The sequence below is a fragment of the Nocardia xishanensis NBRC 101358 genome, assembly GCF_001613365.1.
GTDB classification, from domain to species: Bacteria; Actinomycetota; Actinomycetes; order Mycobacteriales; family Mycobacteriaceae; genus Nocardia; species Nocardia xishanensis.
The window spans coordinates 58,649-80,685 of sequence record NZ_BDCF01000029.1 but is presented as its reverse complement, the minus strand read 5'-3'; the positions used below and the strand labels follow the sequence as shown (position 1 = coordinate 80,685).

Sequence of the window (22,037 nt, the reverse complement as noted above, 5' to 3'; positions counted from 1 at the left end):
TCAGCGCGTGAGCCCGGCCACCGCCAGCTGGGACCACGCACCCGGTACGTCGGTGTCCTCGTCCGTTGTGAAGGCCGCGGTTGCCAGCTCGCGTGTCACCGAACCGGATTCGGCGGCGGCGACCAGATCGGCGACCGCAGGGCGGGACGCCGACGCGCCGAGCACACCGCACACGACGTCGACCACCGTCGCCGGTGTCCACAAGCCGGGGATCGCCGCACCGATGGTGGTCGGCGCCGGTGACTGCCCGCTGGACCAGCCCGTGCCGTCCCACCAGTAGCAGAACGACAGCTGCGCCGTGAACGCGCGGTGATTCAGCGCCGCGCCGTCGAGCCAATCCGGGACACCGGCGTAGTACTCCGGGACCGGTGCGCCGTCGTTGTAGGCCGCGGCCAGTTCGGGAGCGTTCCAGAGCCCGCCGGAGAGCACCGCCCGGCCGCGTGGGAGCAGGTGCAGCGTCGAGCCGCTTCCGTCGGTGCCCTCGAAGGCCGCGGTGGAACCGAGGAGTCGAGGTCCCCACTCGGTGCCGATCGCCACCGCCGCGGCGGCCACCGTCGCCCACCGTGCCCACACCGTAGGCGCCGTGAGAAACGGGACGGGCGTCGCGGGTGCGCGATCGAGCCGGGCCCTGGCCAGCACCCGAGGCAACTGCTGCGCATCGTCTTCGACCCTGAGCCGCCCAGCCAGCCACACGGGCAGTCGCTCGCGGGAGAAGTGCTCGAGATCCGCCCGGTAGGCCGCGGTAGGCAAGAGCCGCTCGACCGGAAACGCGACATCGCCATAGCCGAATTCGCAACGGGGTGTGCCCGTCCGATCGCGCACCACGGTGACATGCCACCACGCCGACCCGTCCGGACGCACCGTCACCATTCGCAGCGCCTGGACCAGTTCCACTGCCGCCGTGGGTATTTCGGCGGCGAGGGGCTCGTCGTCGACCAGGAACACCGCATCGCCGGATACCGCTGCCACCGTCACCGAGAACCCCATCCGCAACTGCTGCCAGTCCGGCGGGGCCGTCGGCAGCAGCAGGTCGGTGATGGCGGTGACGAGTTCCTCGGCGGACCGGCGCATTTCGGCTGCGCGGTCCTCGGCTGCGTGGTCGTCTGCCGCGGCCGGAGCGGCAAACTCGGGGGCGGGCGTGGATGCCGATGCGGCGGGGGGCTCGGGCGCGGCGGCCATGGCCGACACGGCTGTGGTGGCGCTGATCGCCGAGACAGTCGGGCGCGTCGAAGTCGTGGCCACATTGGCAGTGCCGATGCCGAATTCCGTGGTCAAGGAGAAGGCCACATCGGGGATGTCCGGCTCGCCTTTCGCCGCGTCGAGCGCACAGTCATGGTTTTCGATGGTCATCGGGGTCGCCTAGTTCGCGGGGGATCGCCCGAGACCTCGGGCTCGCAGGGTTCTTCGGGTTCCGGCGCCGGGTGCTCGGATGTTCCCCCTGGCAGCCAGAAGTCGTAGGTGGGTGGTAGCAGCGCGGTGAAAGGGTCGGGCATGCCGTGCGCGAGCGGGAGTTTCCTGGGCTTGGGCTTTCCGCTCATGTAGCCGCCGTCGAGCAAGGTTCGTTCGGTGCGGATGCTGGTCTCGAAGTCGCTGAGTTGCCGCTGCAGTCGCCGCTCGGCCACCCCGGACCACTGCTCGAGTTCTTCGTGGTCGGCGCGCGAGAGTTCGACTTCGACACGGCGCTGGTCGATCTCGCGCCGCAGCTGCTCCTCGTGGGCGAAGGGGTGTGTGGTACCGCCACGGCCTTGGCCGGCGGAATACGCGGCGCTCGCCGCCGCTGCCGCGCGCCCGGCGTCCTCGAGGTCCGTCATCGCCCTGCGCACGTCGGCCATGGCGCGCTCGCGGGCGCCGATCGCCGCGTCGAGCTCGCTGCTGGTTCTGGTGAGCTGCCGGTCGATGACGGCCAGGTGAGCGGCCTCGTCCTCGATCGTGCGGTCCTGCGCGTTGAGCCTTTTCTCCAGCTCGGCGATCCGTTGCCGTTGCACGTCGGGGGCGTCGTCGCCGTGGGCGGTCCGCGCCCGGTCCAAGTCCGCCTTGATCGCTTCCCTGGCCGTCTTCGCCCCGGCCAGGGCTTCTCGATGCGTGGTGCGTTGTTCGACGAGATCGTTGAGTCCCCGCCCTACCGCCCTCTTGTACGCACCGGTGACCTGCGTGTCCGCGTCCCGCAGAGTGTTGATGCGCGCATCCGCCACGGCCAGACCGCTCCGGAGCGTCGCCACCGTCGGGTCCTCGGCCTGCTGGGCGGGGCTGGGACGAGGCTGCTGCTGCCCGCCGCTGTGCTCATTGTCGTTGCGCGAGGGCACGTTACCGGTCGAGTCGGTGGTCGAACGTGTGCGGTCGTGCCCGGCTGGGGTGGGCGATGCCGGCGTGATTTCGGAGTCGCCGACCCGCGTCCGCACGCCAGGGTTCTGCACCTGGTTCTCGGCTGAGCTGCCGCCGCCGGAGTTCTGCGCTCGGCTCCCCGCCGAGGTCGCGCTGTCCACCTGGCTCCTGACCTTGCCCGGCTCGTCGCCGGGCAGATCACGCCGTTCAGCCGCGAAATTCGTCGCGTTGTCGCTATCGGGTTTCGGCAGTGGTGGTAGTTGTTTTTCTTCAGGCAGTGGTGGCAGTGGTTTTTCGCGGTCGGGGTGCGATCTCGGCGGCGTGGTAGCGGCCAGTTCGCTGTGCCGGTCGGCCGCTTCCAGTCGGCTCTGGACGCGCGCCCGTGTCGCGGCGTCGGCATCGATGGCCTCGTCCAGCCGTTGCCGGGTCCGGACAACGGCATCGTGCGCGGCCGGATTGTCCGGCGCCGCGGCCGCGCGGTCGCGTGCCCGGACGTTCGCCAGTTCCGCATCGAGTACTGCCCGCCGCGCGTCGGCGACTTCCTTGATCCGGCTGCGCTGTTCGTTGACGAACGCGTCGCGGTGCGCCCGCCGATCGACGGGTCCGCTGTCCGGTGAGCGCTCGGCCTCGCGGACCGCCGCCCGATCCTGGGCGCGCGCCGCCTGGTACCCCTGATCGTCGCGCGCTCGGATCTTGGAGATCAGTTCGTTCGAGGACTCGAGCGGGAGCCGGCGGCCCTGGCCCGCGGCCGGAGCATCGGCTCCGAGGCCCGCCCGCACCGTATTGTGCTGTGCCGCATCGCCGGCCCTGGTCGCCACCGGTTCCTGCCCCCGCATGCCGATATAGCCGCGTTGCGTACCGATCAGTGAATTGCTCGACAGCGCGCCGATGAGCCCGACCGTGGGGTCGAACGATCCGGTGAACCCCATGGCGATGCCGCCACCGACCAGGGTGGAGACGACCGTCGGCACCGTGCCGGACAACAGGCCGAGTCCGGCGCCCCACATACCCGCGGTTGGGTCCTTGCCCCGGCTCGTCAACAGCCTGCCGCCGTATTTGCTCAGATTGGTCGCGACGAGCGCACCCGCGTACCAGCCGCCGGTCGACGCGGCGACCGACATGCCGAATTGCGTGGCATTGAACTCATCGCGATGGCCCTTCGATATCTGTATTCCCTGGATCGTAGCGTCGAGGCCGCCTGCCCAGATGAGGTTGTTCACCGCCTTGGAGATGAGGAATTGCACTGTGTCGGCGGGAAGTTCGGCGAGCGTGCGCGCGGTGGTCGCCCGGAAACCGGCGTCGACGAACGTCTTGAAGAGACCAGGGGTGGCTTTCGCGGTGACTGCCGTCGGGTGTTTGGCGACCAGCCCGGCGATGCGCCCCGGTTCGTCCGTCAACCGGGGCAGATATCTGAGCGTCTTCACCAGGTATTCACCCACATGCGGGATATTGCCGAGCGCGGCGAGCGCGCGATTGCTGACCCGGTACAGCGTGGCGCGAGTGGCGCCGATCGCGGCGGCCTCGACGGCGGGTGCGGTCGGCGGCCAGAGCCACGCACCCGCGATCTGCGCGGCCAGCATCGTGACCGCGAAGATCGTCATCAGTTTGGTGGCTTCCAGCGTGGTCGCCGCGTTGCGGGTCGAGGTGCCGACCTGACGGAAGTCCTCGACCAGCTGTTGGACCGAATGGTCGCCGGTCTGTAGCTGATGTAGCGCCGCCGCTATCCGGTCGCGCCCCGCACCGGATTCGTAGCCGCTCAGGGCGCGGCCCTCCGCCATTTGGATGGCCGGAAGGACCTGCCGCTCCAGGTCTTCGGCGGCGGCCAGCCAGGCTTGGGCCATGGCGAACATACGATCCTCGTCGCCGTCCGGCCACACCTGGCCGACCACATAGGTCAGAAAACGCAGTTCTTCCGGCCAATGCAATGACATCGGAGTCCGTCAGAACGCGCTGGAATTGCCGAAATCGGCGGACTCGGAGGTGTTCGCGACCTGGATCAATCCGTTCCCGAAATCCTCGACCGTTTGCACCATTTCCCGGCCGCCGCTCAGCAGGTTGTTCCGAGAACTGCGGTAGCCGTTCTCGCCATCGGCGAATTCCTTGCCGTAGGAGTCCTTACCCCACGTTTCCGTACCGTAGGAGCCGATGGCTTCCGACAGGATATTCACCGTGGTCTCGAATGCGGTCTTCGCCGCGATCAATTCGGTGCCGCCCGCGCGCACATCGTCGGGGGTGACAATGATTGTTTCCGACAAGTTACCCACCTCGTCTTTATTGGGACCGGGTTCGGCGAAATGCCGGTGCCGGTGGGTGATCTACTGTGTGTATATCACGGTTTCGTTGGGCGGAAAAGGGATTCGGTGGGAAGTGCGCCGGATCAGGCGCCGGGTGGGAACACGCCGGGGAACTCTCGGGTGACCACCGAGCCGACGTAGCGTTCGACGAATCGGCCGACCACCGTCGCGGTGATCGCGCCAGGCCGGGTGCGTATCGAGTCCAGTTGTGCCCTGAGGGTCTCCACATCCCGTTCGCCGCGATCCGAGCGCTGGAACTCTCGGACCGCGGTGCGCACGAAGATGTCGGTGAACTGCCGCGCTATATGGTCACAGTCGATGCGCAGCTGATCGATCTCGTCCAGCGCGCGATCGGTCGTCAACCCGGCGTCGAGTAGCTGGTCGAACACCTCGAGGAGCGCCGGCTCGGCCACCCGGTAGGTGGTTTGATCGACCGGTTCGTACAGTCCGGCCGCCACGGCCCTGGCAAGGCCGTCGGGGACGGCTTCGAACCGTTCGGCGAGGTCGGCGGCAGGAACGAGTGCTCCCTGCGTCGCGCCCCGCGGCGGCGGGGGAGTGGGAGTGGCGGCGACGCCGAGCACATCGGCGAGATCCTCGCCCCGGTCCCAGGCTTCCAGCAGCCTGCGTACTCCGTTCAGGGTGATCCCGCGCTCGAGCAGCCGCTCCACGATCTGGATCCGATTGAGGTGCTCCTCGCCGTAGAAACCGGTGCGGCCCTTCATCTTCGGCGGAGGTAGCAGGCCGCGCTCGTTGTAGTCGCGCAGCGTCCGCACCGTCATCCCCGATCGCTCGGCCAGATCGCTGATCGTCAGCTCCACTTCCATCGCCATGCCTCCAGGAAACCACAGGTGAACAGTTCGGTCGGCGCTGCCCGTCTCCCCTTCCCGCAGGGCTGGTGCCTGGTTCAATCACCGCCACATCGAGATCGGCAGGGCCACATCGGGTCACATACCACTCTTGTATACGCCATCGGTTGACGGTATGTTCCATCAACTAACGGCATGATCCGATGGAGAAGGAAGGCCACATCATGACTACCGTTAGACCGCAAGGCATTTCGACGTCCCATGACACACCGGAAGACGAGGACGCCGGCTATCACAAGGCGCTACGTCCGCGCCAGCTGCAGATGATCGCCATCGGCGGCGCCATCGGCACCGGCCTCTTCCTCGGCGCGGGCAGCCGGCTGAGGGAAGCCGGCGCCGGCCTGTTCATCGTCTACGCGGTCTGCGGTGTTTTCGTCTTCTTCATCCTGCGCGCGCTCGGCGAGCTGGTGCTGCACCGCCCGTCGTCAGGATCGTTCGTCTCCTACGCTCGCGAGTTCTACGGGGAGAAGCTGGCCTTCGGCGTCGGCTGGATGTACTTCTTCCACTGGTGTATGACCGGCATCGTCGACATCACGGCGATCGCGACCTATGTGCACTACTGGGGCGCGACCAAGGTGGTCCCCCAGTGGACGATCGCGCTGGCCGCGCTGGTGATCGTCGTGCTGATCAACATGGTCTCGGTGAAGTGGTTCGGCGAGATGGAGTTCTGGGCGGCGCTGATCAAGGTGGTCGCGCTGGTCAGCTTCCTGGTGATCGGCATGGTGTTCCTGCTCGGTCGGTTCCCGATCGAGGGTTCGGACACCGGGCCCAGCGTCATCACCAACAGCGGCGGGCTGTTCCCGAGTGGTGTCCTGCCGCTGGTGCTCACCATCACCGGTGTCGTATTCGCTTACGCGGCAGTGGAACTCGTCGGTACCGCGGCGGGTGAGGCGGAGACTCCGGAGAAGATCATGCCCCGGGCGATCAACTCGGTCATCGCTCGCATCGCCCTGTTCTATGTCGGCTCGCTGGTTTTGCTGGTGCTGCTGTTGCCCTACGACGCTTTCCAGAAGGGCACCAGCCCGTTCGTGACCTTCTTCGCCAAGCTCGGCGTCGATGGCGCAGGCTCGGTGATGAACTTGATCGTGCTCACCGCGGCGTTCTCCAGCCTCAACGCCGGTCTGTACTCGACCGGGCGCATCCTGCGCTCGATGTCGGTGAACGGCAGCGCGCCCGCCATCGCGGCACGCATGTCCAAGAACGGCGTGCCGTACGTGGGTATTCTCGCCACCGCTGTCGTCGCCCTCGCCGGAGTCGGTCTCAACGCCGCCGTTCCGGAGCATGCCTTCGAGATCGTGCTGAACATGTCCGCCCTCGGCACCATCGCCGCCTGGGCCGCGATCCTGATGTGCCAGCTGAAACTGTGGGCATGGGCGCGGGAAGGCCGGGTGCAGCGACCCGCGTTCCGGTTGATCGGCGCGCCGTACACGAGCATCGCGGCGCTGGTGTTCCTGGCCGGTGTCGTCGCGATCATGCTCTTGGGGCCCGACCCGACCCAGCGCGGCGCGGTCATCGCGATGGGTGTGGTCGTGCTGCCGCTGATGTGCGGTGGCTGGTTGCTGGTCCGTAAGCGTGTGTCGGCGATCGCCGTGTTGCGTGACGGGCACACCGGGCAGTTCCCGGTGCTGGCCGAACGACCGCTGGAACACCGCGGCGAATAGTCATGCCGAACGACGTGCAGGGTGGGGCAACGGTGCCGCAGAACGAACCGGACGTGCCGGTGCTGAAGATTCGAGAAGTGCCGGAGGACAAGCGTTTCTGCTGGAAGTGCCATCGCCCGGTCGGGCGCGGCGATCAGCACGGGCCCGGTCCGCTGCGGGGCGCCTGCGGGCAGTGCGGCGCACCGTTCAACTTCCGCGCCGCCCTGCGCGAAGGTGAGGTGGTCGCCGACCAGTACGAGATCACCGGTTGCCTGGCCTACGGCGGGGTCGGCTGGGTGTTCCTGGCCAGGGACCGCCACGTGGGCGGACGCTGGGTGGTGCTGAAGGGGCTGCAGAATCCGCAGGACATCGACGCCCACCTTACGGCGCTGGTGGAACGGCAGTTCCTGTCCGAGCTCGCGCATCCGGGCATCGTCGAGATCTACAACTTCGTCACCCATCGCAGCGGCGACGGCACCACCAGCGGTTACATCGTCATGGAGTACGTCGTCGGCAGGTCCCTGGATGTGGTGCTGGAACAGCGTGCGCCCGAACCGCTTCCGGTCGCCGATGCGATCTCCTACGTGCTGGAGATCCTGCCCGCGCTCGACTACATCCACACGCACAGACTCGCCTACAACGACCTCAAGCCTGCCAACATCATGGTCGGTCAGGACGAGGTGCGGCTAATCGATCTGGGCGCGGTTTCCGCGCTGCAGTCGGGCGGGAGCCTGTATGGAACACCCGGGTATCAGGCGCCGGAAGTGACCTCGACCGGGCCGACAGTGGCATCCGATATCTACACCGTCGGGCGGACTCTGGCGGCGCTCACCCTGCCCGGCCGGTGCGTCGGCTCGCTACCGGAGGACGCGCCGGTGCTGCGCCGGTACCCCGCTTTCGCGAAATTGCTCTACCGCGCGACTGCCGAGGATCCCGCCCGCCGATTCCCCTCGGTGGCGGCGCTGTCCGATCAGCTCCGCGGTGTGCTGCGGATGGTGCGTTCCCGCGACGGCGGTGGCTCCGATCCGCACATCTCGACGGTCTTCGGGTCTGTTCGCAGCGACTTCTGCACCAACGACGGGTTCGACGCGGCCGAACTCGCCGCCGCACTGCCGATCCCGCTGATCGATTCGGACGATTCCGGGTGGCGGATCGACTGGTATGACGGGATAACGGCGCTGACGACCGGACGACTCGCGCAGGCGTATGAGCGGTTCGACCATGTGGGCGCCATGGTGCCGGGTGAACTCGCCCCACTGCTCGCGCTCGCGGCGACGGCGGAACTACGCGCCGCCGACGCGGCCGACCAGCGGCAACGGCAGTACTGGTACCGGCTTGCCACCGGCCACTACCGCACCGTGTGGCAAGCCGACCACACGGTGGTCGCCGCGGCCTTCGGGCTGGCCAGGCAGCAGCTGCGCGACGGGGACACGGGCGCGGCGATCAGTGTCGTGCGGCAGTTGCGAAAAGCGGTGCCGCACAACGACCTCGCGCCCCGGTTCTTCGCGCAGCTGGTCGCCTTGCTGCAGCTCGCCGACATCACCCAGAGACTGCTGGACGAGGCGGCGGCCGGGCTCGCGGCGTTGCCCGCCGGACCGCACGTCCTGGAGCTGAGGGTCGCGGTGCTACAGAGCGCGCTCGACTGGTTGTGCGCGGGCGGCGAGCCCGGCTCATGCGAGGACTCGATCTTCGGCCACCCCTACACCGAGCGCGGCCTGCGCTGCGGCCTCGAAGCGGCCCTGCGCGAGCTCGCCTTCGCGACGCCGGACCGGCTGGCCCGGTTCGCCCTGGTGGATCGGGCCAATGCCGTGCGCGTCCGCACCCGGTGGTGAACGACCGATGAATCGCGACAACAACTGGAGGTATTCGATGTCTGCCGAAACGCGCATCGAGAAGGACTCGCTCGGCGAGCTCAGCGTGCCCGCCGCGGCGTACTACGGCGTCCATACGGCACGGGCTATGGCGAACTTCCGGGTCACCGGACAGGCGATGAGCACCTATCCCGCGCTGATCGCCGCGCTGGCCACGGTGAAACAGGCCGCGTGCCAGGCCAATCGCGATCTCGGCCTGCTCGACGAGCGCCGAGCCGACGCCATCGTGGCCGCCTGCACCGAACTGCGGAGCGGGCGATTGCTGTCCCAATTCCCGATCGACATGCTCCAAGGCGGGGCGGGCACCTCGTCGAATATGAACGCCAACGAGGTGATCGCCAACCGGGCGCTGGAGATCCTCGGCTTCGAACGCGGGAACTACACCGAGCTCGATCCGCTGGCGCACGTGAATCTCGGCCAATCCACCAACGATGTCTACCCGACCGCGATCAAGCTGTGCCTGGTGACCCATATCCGGATCCTGAGCGCGGCGCTCGGTGGTCTGGCCGTGCAGTTCGACCGCAAGGCAACCGAATTCGCCGACGTGATCAAGATGGGTCGAACCCAGCTGCAGGACGCGGTGCCGATGACCCCCGGCCAGGAGTTCGGCGCCTACGCCACCATGGTGCGCGAGGACCGCGCCCGGCTCGCCGAAGGCGCGCTGCTCTTGCTGGAATGCCATCTCGGAGGCACCGCCATCGGCACCGGGATCAACGGACACCCCGACTATCCGGAGCTGGCCTGCCGTTATCTGGCCGAGCTGTCCGGCGAGCCGGTCGTACCAGCGCTCGATCCGATCGAGGCGACCCAGGACTGCGGCAGCTTCGTGCAGGTATCGGGCATTCTCAAGCGGGTCGCGGTGAAGCTGTCCAAGATCTGCAATGATCTGCGGCTCGTCTCCTCCGGTCCCATGGCAGGCCTGCGCGAGATCAATCTGCCTGCCGTCCAGGCCGGTTCGTCGATCATGCCGGGAAAGGTGAACCCGGTGATCCCCGAACTGGTCAACCAGGTGGCGTTCGAGGTGATCGGCAACGACCTGACGGTCACCATGGCGGCCGAGGCCGGGCAACTCCAGCTCAACGCGTTCGAACCGGTCATCGCCTTCAGCATGCTCCAGTCACTGACCCACCTCAGCGCCGCTATCGATACCTTGGCCACCGACTGCGTCGCGGGCATCACCGCCAATCGCGGGCATCTCGCCGATGGCGTGCGCAACTCGATCGGTGTGGTCACCGCGCTGTCGCCGAGCTTGGGCTACAAGGCGTGTGCACGGGTGGCCGAATTGGCCCTTGCCACTGGCGAATCGATCGCCGATATCGTGGTCGCCGAAGGCGTGTTGAGCCGGGAACAGGTCGACGAGTTGCTCTCGATCCGGCGGCTGGCGGGTTTGCCGCCGGTCCCCGACCGCGGTACGCCGGACCGGGTAATTTGATGTCCAGGGTCGGACATGTGATGTCCGGAGTTGGACAAAGGGCACGTGATGACACTCGAGATGGACCCGCCAAGGCACGCTGCCGAGAAGGCGAGCGCGCGCGCCGAGCCGATGCGCCTCGGTCGCAGGCGTCGTGGTCTTGTTCTGCTGACGCTGTGCGCCGCCGCGTTCATGATCAGCGAGGACACCGCGATGCAGAGCATCGCGGTACAGACGCTCTTACGGCAGCTGGGGCACCGGCCCGATATGGCTGTGTCGCTGTGGCTTCCGACGGCGCACGCGGTGGCGTATGTCGCGCTGCTGCTGGTCGGCGGCGCCCTCGCCGACCGGCTCGGAGCCAAGCGAGTCATCGTCGGCGGATACCTGATGTATCTCGCCGGCGCCGCGATTCATGTGACTTTTCCGGAGGCCCCGATCGCCCTGCTCGTCGCGCGTACGGTGATGGGCGCGGGCGCAGCGGCTGTCCTGCCCGCGACGTTGGCAATGACTGTGCTCCTCTACGGCGAAGCAAGTCGCAGGGCACGGGCTGTCACAGCGTGGGCAGCCTGCTCCGCGGCGGGTGTGCTTGCGACGCTGCTGATCACCGCGGTGGTGCTCAACCAGGTGTGGTGGCCGTACGTGATGGCGGGCGTAGCGGCGGCAGACCTGGTAGTGCTGATCGGGGTACTCGCGATCGTTCCGTCCGTCCCGGCCGATCCGGCGAGTCCGGTCGATTGGCCCGCGGTCGTCACCACGACGCTGTCCGGTGGGTTGCTCGCGCTCGCGCTGTACCAGGCGCCCAAGTGGGGCTGGACGTCTCCCGGTTTCGCGATCGCGCTGGGCGCCGGGGCGGTCCTCGCGGTCGTGGCGGCGATCATTCGGCGCGGTGGTTCGTTGCCGTCCGACTGGCTGGTGAGCGCCGAGCCGCGAGTGCGGCTGGTGATGCTCGCGCTCGGGGTGTCCATTCTGGCGATGTTCGGCATGGTGTTCCTGGTCATCCAGTACCTCCAGGTGCTCGGGGGCCGAGTTCCGGTGGTCACGGGTATCGCTCTGTTTCTGCCGGCATGCCTCGCCACCGCGATCGGTGCGAAGGTGGGTGCGGCACTGCAGCGCGCGGGTTGCGTTGTCGCAGCGGTGATCATCGGTGCGACCATGATCATGGATGGGCTCGCCATCGGCCTGACCGCCGGTGCGCCGGGTGACCTCGCCCCGCTCGTCGCCATGGTGACGGTGACGGGCTTGGGCTGTGCCCTCGTGCTGGGCATCGCGCTCGAGGTGGTGAGCGCGGTGCACCCGGCATCGCGCACCGGCATCCTGTGGGGAGCGCAGCTGACGTTGGTGCAGCTCAGTGGCCTGCTCGGGGCCGCTATCGTCGGTGGACTCGTCGATCATGGCTATCGGGCGCGCTTCGTTGTCCCCGCCGATGTGCTGGCCGTCGGCGGCGCGGGCATCGGTCGCGATCCGGTCGGCGACGGGGTGCGGGCGGTCGCCCTCGCCGGCGATCGGCTCGGTGTGCCGCTCGCGGTCGCCGTCCGCAACGCGTTCGTCGGCGGCTATCGCGACGGACTGCTCGCCACGATCGCCGTCGTGGCCGCTGTCGTCGTCGTCATGCTCGTCGCCAGCGCGCTTGCCCGGAAAGCGAACGCCGCACCGCAAAATCAGTAGGGCGGCTCAGTAGTAATAGGACACCGCAACAGTAATAGGACACCGCAACCGGGGAAACAGCCTCCTTTGCCGACATGCGTCGATCGAGGGTGACCGCTGCGTTGAGTAATGTTTATGGCAAAGGTCGCCCGTATCGCGAACGTAAGCGTCGGTGCAGCTAGATGCGAGATTTATGAGGAATGTCAAGATTCTGACAAGACCTCAAGAGATTATAAAGATCCTTCGAAAACGCTACGCGGAACCTAATTCATTGCAAATTCCATCCGGTAGGATTGACGAATTTGGAATGGTGTCCATAATAGTTTCGGAGACTTACCGAAAGGCCAGGATCTGCCATGCGGAATGCCGAACCCAGAATTCCAGCGCAGCGCGCCGATGGCCGTGCGGGCGCGGCACGACGGGCCTCGTCCCGTACGTCGGCGGAGGAGGCGTTGGCACGATTCCGAGCCGAGCGGGCACAGCTCGAGCAAGGTCGGCTGTTCCGTGTGACGCTGGTGGAAGAAGCCGAGCGGCTGCACGAGGAAATCGGTGCGCTGCACGAGGAACTCCGTGAGGTCCTCCGGCAGCTGAGCTGCTTGCGCAAGCGGTTCCCCAGCCTGCCGCCCGCGCCGCGACTGGGGTACCCGCCAGTGGCCGTCGCGCCACTACCGGCAAGCGGCTCGCGGCCTTCCGCGCCGCAAGCCACGGCATGACGTAATCGTGACGGACACGACGTAACGGCCGAGTTGCCCTGCGGCTGCGGTAATCTCACCTACCGGTCGGATTGAACCCTGGGTTGAGGGACCGTGGGATGAGGGAAAGGGCCGGGGTGCTGCGTGTGGTGTTGGTCGAGGACGATGCCGGGATGGCGGAGGCCGTCATCGATGGACTGCGGGCGCATGGTTTCCACGCGATCGACCATCTTTCCCACGGGCTGGACCTGCTGACGTCGCACACCGTCTACGACGCGGTCATCCTCGATCTCGGCTTGCCCGATGTCAACGGCTACCTCGTGCTGCGCCAGCTACGCAAGGTCAGCGACGTTCCCGTTGTCGTCCTCACGGCCGAAGGCGACGAGGTTGCCGTCGTGTCCTGTCTGCGGGCAGGCGCCGACGACTACATTGTCAAACCGCCGCGGGTAGGCGAGCTGGCCGCGCGGCTGGAAGCGGTCGTGCGGCGTCGGCGAGCCACCGAACCGAAGTTGTCGGTCGTGGTCACCGGCGACGTCATGGTCGACCTGGCGGCGCGCTCCGTCGAGGTGGCCGGTGCGGCGATTTCGCTGACGCAGAAGGAATTCGCGGTCGCCCGGGTGTTGGCCGAGCACGCGGGTGTCGCGGTGCCGCGCGACAAGATCATTGCCGAGGTCTGGGGCGAGAAGACCTCGTCGACGTCCCGTTCACTCGATGTTCACATGGGCGCGCTGCGGGCAAAGCTGAACCGGCCGGGTCTGATCACCACGATTCACGGCTTCGGCTATCGCTGGTCGCACTGAGGGGACGGCCGCGTGCGCGCCCGGCTGGTAACAGCGTTCACCGCGTTGGCGGCGCTCTGCATGATCTGTTTCGCCGTCGGGATCGCCGACCAACTGGCGACCAGCCGGACCCGCGGCCTGGTGATCGACCGGATGCAGGATGCCAACCAGTTCGGGGCGCTGGCCGCGACCGTCCCGGCGAGCCTGTGCGACAGAGCGCAGAGCTACCGCGACAGCACCGGCAACGGCGTCCTCGTGCTCGCGGCCGACGGCGCGGTGCTGTGTGCTCTCGGGGTGGATCCCGCCGAGGAGCGGGTGCTCCGGGCGACCCTCGAACGTCACCGGCTCGAGATGCCGCGACCGCTGTATCCGTGGAACACCGAGCCGATGCTGATCGCGCAGCCGATCGGGATGCCACCGCAGGCGGGCGGCGTTGTGGTGATCGCCGTTTCGACATCGGTGACCCGTGCCGAGATCGCGGTCCGGTGGACTCAGCTGGCCTGCGTCACCGCGACGGCGCTGCTGGTGTTCTACGGGCTGGCGCTGCTGGTATCGGGCTGGATTCTGCGCCCGGTGTCCGGGCTGTTGCGCGAGGTGGACGCGCTCACCTCGACCCTGCCCGTGCTCCACGTCCCGCCCCGGCGGCCGCAGCCGATGAGCGAAGGTCCGCCCGAGATCCTGCGGTTGGCGGCCGGTGTCGAATCGGTGACGCGGGCGGTGGCCGCCTTGGCCGCGGCGGAACGTCAGCATGTGGTCGACACCGCGCATTCGCTGCGCAATCCGCTTGCGGCGCTCGCGGTTCGGCTGCAAGCGCTACAGCCCATGCTCGCCGCCGACGTGGCCGCCACCACCTTCGTGAGTGTGGTGAGCGAAGTGGACCGGCTGACCGAACTGCTCGACGGTTTGCTTACCTCCGCGGTCGCCGCCGCCGAGGAAGACAAGCAGGTCGGCTCGCCTGCCACCGGCTGCGATGCGGTCGGGGTGGCCGTGGACCGGGTGGATGCCTGGCGCGATGCCTTCGTCCGCGCGGATATCATCCTGACCTTCGAGGCGCTGGTCACGGCCGCGGAAACGACCGTTCCCAAAGGTGTGCTGGCCCAAATTCTCGATGTGGCGCTGAGCAATTCGGCGCGCTACGCCGGGGCGGGGGCGAGCACCACGGTGACCGTCGACCGTGAAGCGGAGTCGGTGGTGGTGTCGGTCGCCGACACCGGGGTCGGAGTGTCGCCGGATGAGATCGACCTGCTCACTACGAGGTTCTTTCGTGGCGCGCAGGTGGCGGCCGGCGGGTCAGGACTCGGTCTGCCGATCGCCGCCACCCTGGCGGCGCAGCACAACGGCATGCTGTTCGTCGAATCGGCGCAGCCGCACGGGCTGGTGGTGACGGTGAGTCTGCCCGCCGTCGCCGATCCGGCCGACCTTACATTTGGGTGAACTGCTGAAGAGACGGTGAACACTCCCGTTCCGGCACGCGACCTCGGGAGCGCTCGCACGACCATAAGTGGGTGGCGCGGGGGCGATCCCTCTTCAACACTCTCGCGCGACCGCTTCGTCAACCCGACCGCTTCGTCAACCCCAATGGGCCGCAACGGCAAGTCGTGGCCCACAGGGTTCAGCGCCGCCCAGGACAAACAGTAAGGAATCGTGATGGCACCGCAGCCGAACAACGGCCGCACGGTTCGCGTCGACCCAGAAGCCTTGATGGACAAGGGTAAGAAGCTGTCCGAGCTGCCGTCCGCTCCGAACGGGCTGTTCGAAATTCTCACCAAACTGAGCGACAACTTGCAGCGCCTCGGCCAGCCGTGGGGCGACGACAAACTGGGCAAGCAGTTCGCCGAGGGTTCCGAGGGCTATCTGGCGGCGAAGGATTCGGTGGTCGGCAATGGCAGTACCGGGCCTGACGCGTCGGGTGCGGTGCCCGTCTATGGGCAGCTGCTGGTGAATTACGGCCGCACGCTCGAGGAAGCGGGCAAAGCGTTCGGCAGCGGTGAGGATCTCTTCGCCGAGTGGATGCTGAAGAAGTACATCGATGACGACGCCAAAGGAAACCCGGGACCGTACACGGGGCCGCTCAGTTCCGACCCGAACCATGGCAAGAACGGTGAGAACGGCGGAAACAACGGTCCGTCGGGAACTCCGCCGCCTCCGCCCGGTGGGTATGGCGGGTCTAACGGTGGGGGTCCGGATATCAAGGCGCCGAGTGGCGGCGATCCCGGCGCATCTACTCCTGGGCCGAGGCCTGGCCCAGGAGGCGCGGGTGCCGGTGATTTCGACGGTCCGCCGGCCGCGAACTACTCGGCCGCGGGCACACCGGGCCCTAACTCGCCGTATGCCTCGAGTACCGGTCCGGGGCAAAGCGATTCCGACATCCTGTACGGCGGAACCGGCACACCGCTGAATCCAATGGGCGCTTCGCTGAATCCGGGATTTCCCGGGGGAGCGCCGGGCGTGCTCGGGCCGAACGCGTACAAGCCATCGCTCGATCCGACAACCGGTGCGCCGCTGGACAAGTCGGGCGGTGGTGCGGGCAAGGGCGGCGGTCCGGGCGGGACCATCGGTAGCCCGGCGCTACGGTTGCCCGGGGCGTACGACGGCGAGAAGCTGGCGAACAAGAACGGGCAGAATGGCACTCAGACCCGCGCTGCCGTGCCTGGCACCGGGATGATGCCGGGTATGCCCGGCGGAATGCCGCCCGGCAACCAGGCAGGCGCCGCGGGCGAAGGCAAGGAGAAGCGGCGCGAACGGCGCAGGGTTTCGCCACAGGTGGACGAACCTGTGGACACCTCGGAGACGGGCGATCCGTGGCAGCGCTCCGGCTGGCGCACCGGTGAGCGGTAGCGGATGTCGGTTCCCGATGCGATCGCCCAGTCCGATATCAAGCTGCCCGATGAACTGCACTGGCTGAGTTTCGTCGCCGGTGGGGAATGGCCCGAGGGCAGTGAGAACGGCATGTTCGCCCTCGCCGACGCGTGGTCGGACGCCGCGGGCGAATTGTCGGCGCTGGTGACCAGCATCGAGGACGCGATCAAGGACGTTCTCGCGGCGTATCCGTCGGCGGAAGAGCTGAATTCGTCGATGGTGCAGACGCTGAAGAATCTCATAGACGAATCGGACAACGCGTCGATGCAGGCCATCGCGAAATCGATGACCCAGCTCGCCGAATCGTGCGACAAGGTCGGTTGCGCGATTCAAGAAAACAAGATCATGATCATCGTCGGCCTCGTGCAGCTGCTGTGGGAGATCGTGCTCGCATGGTTGTCCCCGGCCACCGCGCCGGTGCAGGAAGCGGTGCTGATCGCCTGGTATCAGCTGTTCTTCCAGTGGCTCAAGCAGACCGTGATGCACATGGTGATCGCCGCCCTCAATGCCATGGGGCAGCAGGTGATCCTGAACATCCTGGTTCAGCTCGGTCAGATGGCCGCGGGCCACAAGAGCAGTTTCGATACCAAGTCCCTCGGTCAGTACGCGCTCGGCGGTGCGCTGGGTGGCGCCTTCGGTTCGCTGTTCGGCAAGATCGGCGCGGACCTCTTCAAATACGCCGGCGGCAAGATCACCCGTACGGAATTCGACAAGCGGTGGCAGCAGGTACTCACCGGCATTGTGCAGGGTGGCGCCGGTGGTGTCGGCGGTATGGTCGGCGGCGGTGTCGCCAACCAGATCATCAATGGCGGCCCGTTCGAACTGGATCCGCGCATGCTCGGCGCGGGTGTCGCCGGTAGTGCGTTCAGCGGCGGCTCGCGCGGGTGGCGCAATTCCGGCGCGGACGTGCACATCGACAAGCCGGACGTAGGGAAGCTGCCACCGGCGCATACGCCCGTGCTGGGAGCGGGAGATGGTCCGCCGCTCGCCAAATCGCCTTCGTCCGACCCGCTTACGACCGCGACGCCGCCCACCGACGGGCAGTCCGGTGGACTTCCGAAAAGCGACGGGGTCTCGAGTACCGGGCCGGGGGACGGTACGCCGGTCAACGGCAACGAATCGCCCGCGAATGGCCGGTCGGGTGCGAGCGACGGGTCCGCCGAGACTTCCGGGAATCGGGCGGGAGCACACGACGAGTCCGTGCGTGCCGGGGCGAACGACGACAGCTCCGTGTCGACACCGAAAGACGATGGTGCGTCGCGGGTATCCGCCGGAGACCGGGATTCGTCGGCTACGGGTGCAGACCGCGCGGAGGGGGGCGATACCCGGTCGAATCTCGCCACCGATCGTCCCGAATCGTCCACCGCACACACGGGTCAGGACCACCGGCAGCCGACCGACCAGAATGCGCAGTCAGAGGTGCCTGCGCCGGTTGCCGCGCAGAACGGCGGCGCGCAGAGCGTGACCGGGAACCAAGGCGCCGGGCAGAACGCGGCCGGGAACCAAGGGGGGGCAACGCCCAAGCCGGATGCGGTGAGCTCCGCGACGCCGCAGCCCAAGGCAGATCCCGCAACGGCCAAACCCGCACCGGCCGCCTCACCACAGACCGCGCAGTCGTCGTCCGCGACGACCAGCGGATCGGCTCCGTCACGTTCGGGCGCTTTGCCCGGCGGCGGCGACCCGGCCGTGCAGACGAAGCAGTTCGACTCCGCCGCAACACAATCCGGCAATCGTTCGGCGGCGATGCCCGATCCTCGAGTCCAATCCGCGGGGCAGCACACCAAGAGCGGCGCGCCGGATACACAGACGCCCGCGCAGGGCCCCAAATCGGTTGCCGCGCAGTCTGTCGGCGGCGATAAGACACCATCGGTCAAGACTTCGCCGACCGGTGACAAGACATCGTCGGTCAAGGAAGCGGCACGCAACACGTCCGATACGAACGCCCCGCGCGGCAATGCCGCTGGCCACCGGGGTGGTGATGGTGGTTCGTCCGGCACGTCGCGTAGCGCCCGCCGCGATGGTGATGACAGTTCGTCCACCACCTCTCGCAGTACCAGCCGCGATGGTGGCGACAGTTCGTCTGCTGAATCGCGTGGTACGGGCCGGGGTGGTGATGGTGGTTCGTCCAGCGCATCGCGCAGCGCCCGCCATGACGGCGGCGACAGTTCGACTACGAGCGCGTCGCGGTCCGGAAAGTCGAGCAGTACGAATCCTGAAGCAGGGGTGGCCCCTCAGCCCAATGTGCGGTGGCGCCGGGTCGATGCCAGTCTGCTCGGACCGGTGTGGCCGGGCGGCAAGTCCTTCCTGCGACAGATACTCGGCTTCCAGCAGACGATCGAGTTGTTCAAGAGCGGCAAGTCGCCGCACGAAGGCCGTGAGGTCTTCCGGCAGCCCGAGGGCAACGATCTGCCGCTACGTCCCGGATTCGGGCAGAAGCCGTCGTCCGGTGATCAGGACGGCGGCGACGGCGGCAAATCGGTGCGCGGCTACGACGAGCCGCTGTCGCGCGGTATGTACCGGCTGACCGAGAAGGAACGTGCCGAGCACCGCTTCGTGGTGTCGAACGACGGTCAGTGGACGAAAGACCGCGCTGTCACCGTGCGGAAGTCGAACGATTCCGACGATTCGTCCTCGGTGTCGAGCAAGTCGAAGGCCGATTCCGACGACTCGTCGAAGTCGAAGTCGAGCAAGTCGAAGGCCGGTTCCGACGACTCGTCGAAGGCGAAGTCGACCCCGCCTAAGTCCAAGTCCGGTCAGGATGTGGTGCCCGAGCGCGGTACCCCGATGATCGGCGTACCGCGCCGCGGGCCGCTGCTCGAGCGCTGGGCCGAGAGCGAAGCCCCGGTCATGCGGACCGTGGTCGGCGACCACGACGGCAATTGGTACATCAGCGATCTGCCGCACGAGGCGTTCCACAACGCAGGCGTGTACGTGGCGTTCAAGGCCAAATTCGAGAACGGGAAGATGACCGCGGTCTTCGACTGGGCGGGCTCCTACAAGCCGGCCCCGGCCCGGGTGAAGGCCGCTCTCGGCGAGCACTACCCGAGCCTCGATCACTACGACCAGCACGGCCGTAAGTACACGTCGGAGGAACAGGGCGACTGGCCACCGGCTGCCGAACGGACTCCACACGCAGGCAAGCCTGCCGTGGCGGACGACAGCGAGACCATGGCCGCCTACGAGAAGGCGGTGCAGGACGCCAAGCCGGCCCGAGACAATGTCGACAAGCTCATTGCCGACGCCGGAAAAGTTGGTGGCGAAGCGCGGAAGGCCTACGAGGGCGAAGCTTTCGAAGAGGTAGCGCGCCAGCGGTATCAGGCGACAAAGGCGGCGGCCGAGGCGCTGAGGGAGCACTACGAAAACCTGGCGGGACCGGACTGGCAGGGTCCGTTGGCAAAGCTCAGCGGAGCGGGCCTGGCGGATCTGATCAAGAACGGCTCGGAAACCGATTCCCGTGTGGCCCTCATGGAACTGATCCGCCGGGGTACCGGCGGCGAGGCTGGTGGTCCCGGTGGCAAGGTGTTGCGGTGGACGCAGCTCACGGCGGAGATGCTGCTGGACCGGGGCCCGGTCGAGATGGACACCGGTGAAGGCAAAGAGCTGACCGTCATCGCGCGGGCGACGCGTAGCGCCATGCAGAACGGCATCGTCCACGTGATGACCAGCAGTGATCCGTTGGTCCTCCACATGCAGCAGGAGTTTCTGAAACTTGTCGCCGGGGAGGAACACGGCCTCGATATCGAGGTTCGCCGCCTGGATTCCGACGCGCCATTCGAGCCGCCGAAGGACGGTAAGAAACTCATCGTCATCGGCACCGCGCAGGACTACGGCTTCCGGGTGGTCAAAGAAGCGCAGTCGATGATCGACAAGCTGAAAGCGAATGGCATGTCGGATGATCGCGCGGCATTGCTCAAAACGGCTCTGGACGAAGCGGAGACGTTGCACGTATACAAGCAGCGGCTGGACGGTGCTGCGGAAGAATTCGGATCCGATACTCGTTTCGAGCCGTTCAAACGCGGTGAAGTGATCATCGATGAGATGGATGATCAATTGATCGATGTGCAGTCCCAATACGTCCTGACGCCCGTCGCTCCGAAGGATACCGGTTCCGAAGACAGCGGATTCGACGAGTACAAGAGGCAGGCCGAGAATACCTGGAGGACCTTCCGGGAAGCCGTGGACGAGCAGGTTCTGCTGCCTGAGCACTTCGGCAAGGATCCGGAGCACCGGGGAATATTCGACTCTCGGCTGAGCCCTGAGGGCAAGGCGAAGCTGGAAGCTCGTCTGGGCAGGGAACTCACGGACGGGGATGAGGTGGAGTACGCCCACGCCGCGCAGGCATGGTGGGGTCCGGAGCGTAATTCCGACTATCACGTCAGTGAGCAAGGCGATGGGACGCCCGGAAAGATCAAGATCATCTCGTCCTCGACCAACGATCAGTTGATGGACGACCCGGAGAAGCAGAGTTCCAGCAGATGGGCGGGTTTCGCCAAATATCTGGAATTGAAGGAGGGCTTGGAAGTCACCTCCGATTCGAAACATTCGATCAGCGTCACCGGCCGCCAGCTCTTCAGCTATTTCGACCGTCTCACCGGTACGTCGGGCACCCTGCTCACGAGCTCGGAAGGCAACCCTCGCGGTGTCGAGCGCGTCCTGCACGAGGAGCATGGAACCGGTCCGATAGCCAGGGTGGAAAGGTTCTTCAAATCGCAGTTGGAGCTGGGTGAAGCCAGATACTTCGGCGACAAGGACGAAAAATTCCGGGCCATGGCCGAGGATATTCTCGACACGTCATTCGTGGAGCGCGACGGGAAATTGGTGCAGGAGGGCCGCCCGCAGCTCGTCGTCGCCATGGACAACGCCGATGCCGCACGCCTGGCCCAGGCACTGAGAGCTGCGGCGGACTCGCGCGGCCTCGAGGTCGCCTATGACGTGATCGACGTCGCGTGGGTCGACGGATTCAACAACAAGGACGCCGCGTACCAGAGCCTCACCGAACTGACCGATGCCGCCGGTGGATTGGGAAAGATCCTGATCGGCAATAAGCTCCTCGGCCGCGGAACCGACATCACCCCGGTCAGGGACGCCATCGAGAGCGGCGGACTCCAGGTCAAGATCAGCGGCGGCCCGGCCTATTCGGAACGAGTGAACCACCAGGTCGAGAACCGCACCGCACGCAGCGGCGATCCGACCAAAGGATGGGAGGACGGTGGCACGCCGGGTGAGGCCAGGCACTACATCTCACCCGAGGACTTCCGCAGTAGAGCACCGCACGCGGCCGTCAAGGTGATCGTCACGAGGTATGAGAAGGCCACGGCCGAGTACAGAAACGCCACGAACGAGCACGAAGCGGCATCGAAAGCACACGAAAGCGAACAGACGAGGGAAAACGAGTCGCGGGTCGACAAGGCGGATAGTGCGCTGCGTGCGGCCGAGAACGAGCTGAAGGCGGCCGAAGACGAGCTGCGGAAGATCGCCACTCCACAACAGAAGGCAGCGGTCGAACAACACATCCTGAGTTCGCGGAAACCGGGCGTCTACTCGGCGAACGCGCCCCCGCTCACCGGCAGTACGCCGCAACATGACTCGCCGCCGCCGATACCGGCTCCCCGAGCGTCTGCAAGCTCGGAATCCATCGAGCACACCGACGCCGATTCGT

At 66.9% G+C, this 22,037-nt stretch carries 13 protein-coding genes (1 of these 13 cut by a window edge); 9 read left to right on the top strand and 4 right to left on the bottom strand.

All coding sequences use genetic code 11. The annotated features are described in order from the left end of the window. From NX1_RS21910 to NX1_RS21895, 4 genes are all read right to left on the bottom strand, one after another. Positions 1-1,350, bottom strand: coding sequence for a hypothetical protein (locus NX1_RS21910; protein WP_068062651.1), 1,350 nt, complete (start codon positions 1,348-1,350; stop codon positions 1-3). Next, a complete protein-coding gene (locus NX1_RS21905; protein ID WP_068062648.1) occupies positions 1,347-4,253 on the bottom strand; it encodes a WXG100-like domain-containing protein in 2,907 nt (968 codons plus the stop codon). Before NX1_RS21905 ends, NX1_RS21910 begins: the two co-directional genes overlap by 4 nt. A gap of 9 nt (positions 4,254-4,262) precedes the next feature. Further along, positions 4,263-4,577 carry a hypothetical protein gene (locus NX1_RS21900; RefSeq protein WP_157119937.1) on the bottom strand — a complete coding sequence of 105 codons (315 nt, stop codon included), beginning with the start codon at positions 4,575-4,577 and terminating at the stop codon, positions 4,263-4,265. Between the two features lie 122 nt (positions 4,578-4,699). Continuing rightward, positions 4,700-5,446: a MerR family transcriptional regulator gene (locus tag NX1_RS21895; protein WP_068062642.1), complete on the bottom strand. Its 747-nt coding sequence runs from the start codon at positions 5,444-5,446 to the stop codon at positions 4,700-4,702. A 200-nt stretch (positions 5,447-5,646) separates the two neighbouring features. Here NX1_RS21895 and NX1_RS21890 point away from each other — a divergent pair, with 200 nt between their 5' ends. The 9 genes from NX1_RS21890 to NX1_RS21855 all read left to right on the top strand — a co-directional run. Further along, the gene (locus NX1_RS21890; RefSeq protein ID WP_068062727.1) at positions 5,647-7,143 is read left to right on the top strand and encodes an amino acid permease; all 1,497 of its coding nucleotides are present in this window, start codon (positions 5,647-5,649) and stop codon (positions 7,141-7,143) included. 2 nt (positions 7,144-7,145) lie between these two features. Continuing rightward, complete coding sequence (locus tag NX1_RS21885) at positions 7,146-8,954, top strand: serine/threonine-protein kinase (RefSeq protein ID WP_068062639.1); 1,809 nt, start codon at positions 7,146-7,148, stop codon at positions 8,952-8,954. A gap of 37 nt (positions 8,955-8,991) precedes the next feature. After that, a complete protein-coding gene (locus NX1_RS21880) occupies positions 8,992-10,425 on the top strand; it encodes an aspartate ammonia-lyase (protein WP_068062723.1) in 1,434 nt (477 codons plus the stop codon). A gap of 48 nt (positions 10,426-10,473) precedes the next feature. Beyond that, positions 10,474-12,069: an MFS transporter gene (locus NX1_RS21875; protein WP_068062637.1), complete on the top strand. Its 1,596-nt coding sequence runs from the start codon at positions 10,474-10,476 to the stop codon at positions 12,067-12,069. A 431-nt stretch (positions 12,070-12,500) separates the two neighbouring features. Further along, positions 12,501-12,761, top strand: a complete 261-nt coding sequence (locus NX1_RS36460) for a hypothetical protein (protein ID WP_157119935.1) — start codon at positions 12,501-12,503, stop codon at positions 12,759-12,761. Between the two features lie 119 nt (positions 12,762-12,880). Then, on the top strand, positions 12,881-13,540 hold the full coding sequence (locus NX1_RS21870; protein ID WP_068062719.1) for a response regulator transcription factor: 660 nt from the start codon (positions 12,881-12,883) through the stop codon (positions 13,538-13,540). Positions 13,541-13,552: 12 nt separating this feature from the next. Continuing rightward, a complete protein-coding gene (locus NX1_RS21865) occupies positions 13,553-14,953 on the top strand; it encodes a sensor histidine kinase (RefSeq protein WP_068062634.1) in 1,401 nt (466 codons plus the stop codon). Positions 14,954-15,166: 213 nt separating this feature from the next. Beyond that, positions 15,167-16,357, top strand: a complete 1,191-nt coding sequence (locus NX1_RS21860) for a hypothetical protein (protein ID WP_068062631.1) — start codon at positions 15,167-15,169, stop codon at positions 16,355-16,357. Between the two features lie 3 nt (positions 16,358-16,360). Further along, positions 16,361-22,037 carry the 5' end (the start) of a C2 family cysteine protease gene (locus NX1_RS21855; protein WP_068062628.1) on the top strand. The gene runs 23,102 nt beyond the window's last position, so the window shows 5,677 of its 28,779 coding nt (coding positions 1-5,677); its start codon is at positions 16,361-16,363; its stop codon lies beyond the right edge, outside the window.

Excerpts from the sequence above, each read along its gene's own strand:
- NX1_RS21910 (WP_068062651.1), bottom strand. The coding sequence starts at position 1,350 with ATGACCATCGAAAACCATGACTGTGCGCTCGACGCGGCGAAAGGCGAG.
- NX1_RS21905 (WP_068062648.1), bottom strand. The coding sequence starts at position 4,253 with ATGTCATTGCATTGGCCGGAAGAACTGCGTTTTCTGACCTATGTGGTC.
- NX1_RS21895 (WP_068062642.1), bottom strand. The coding sequence starts at position 5,446 with ATGGCGATGGAAGTGGAGCTGACGATCAGCGATCTGGCCGAGCGATCG.
- NX1_RS21890 (WP_068062727.1), top strand. The coding sequence starts at position 5,647 with ATGACTACCGTTAGACCGCAAGGCATTTCGACGTCCCATGACACACCG.
- NX1_RS21885 (WP_068062639.1), top strand. The coding sequence starts at position 7,146 with ATGCCGAACGACGTGCAGGGTGGGGCAACGGTGCCGCAGAACGAACCG.
- NX1_RS21880 (WP_068062723.1), top strand. The coding sequence starts at position 8,992 with ATGTCTGCCGAAACGCGCATCGAGAAGGACTCGCTCGGCGAGCTCAGC.
- NX1_RS21875 (WP_068062637.1), top strand. The coding sequence starts at position 10,474 with ATGACACTCGAGATGGACCCGCCAAGGCACGCTGCCGAGAAGGCGAGC.
- NX1_RS21860 (WP_068062631.1), top strand. The coding sequence starts at position 15,167 with ATGGCACCGCAGCCGAACAACGGCCGCACGGTTCGCGTCGACCCAGAA.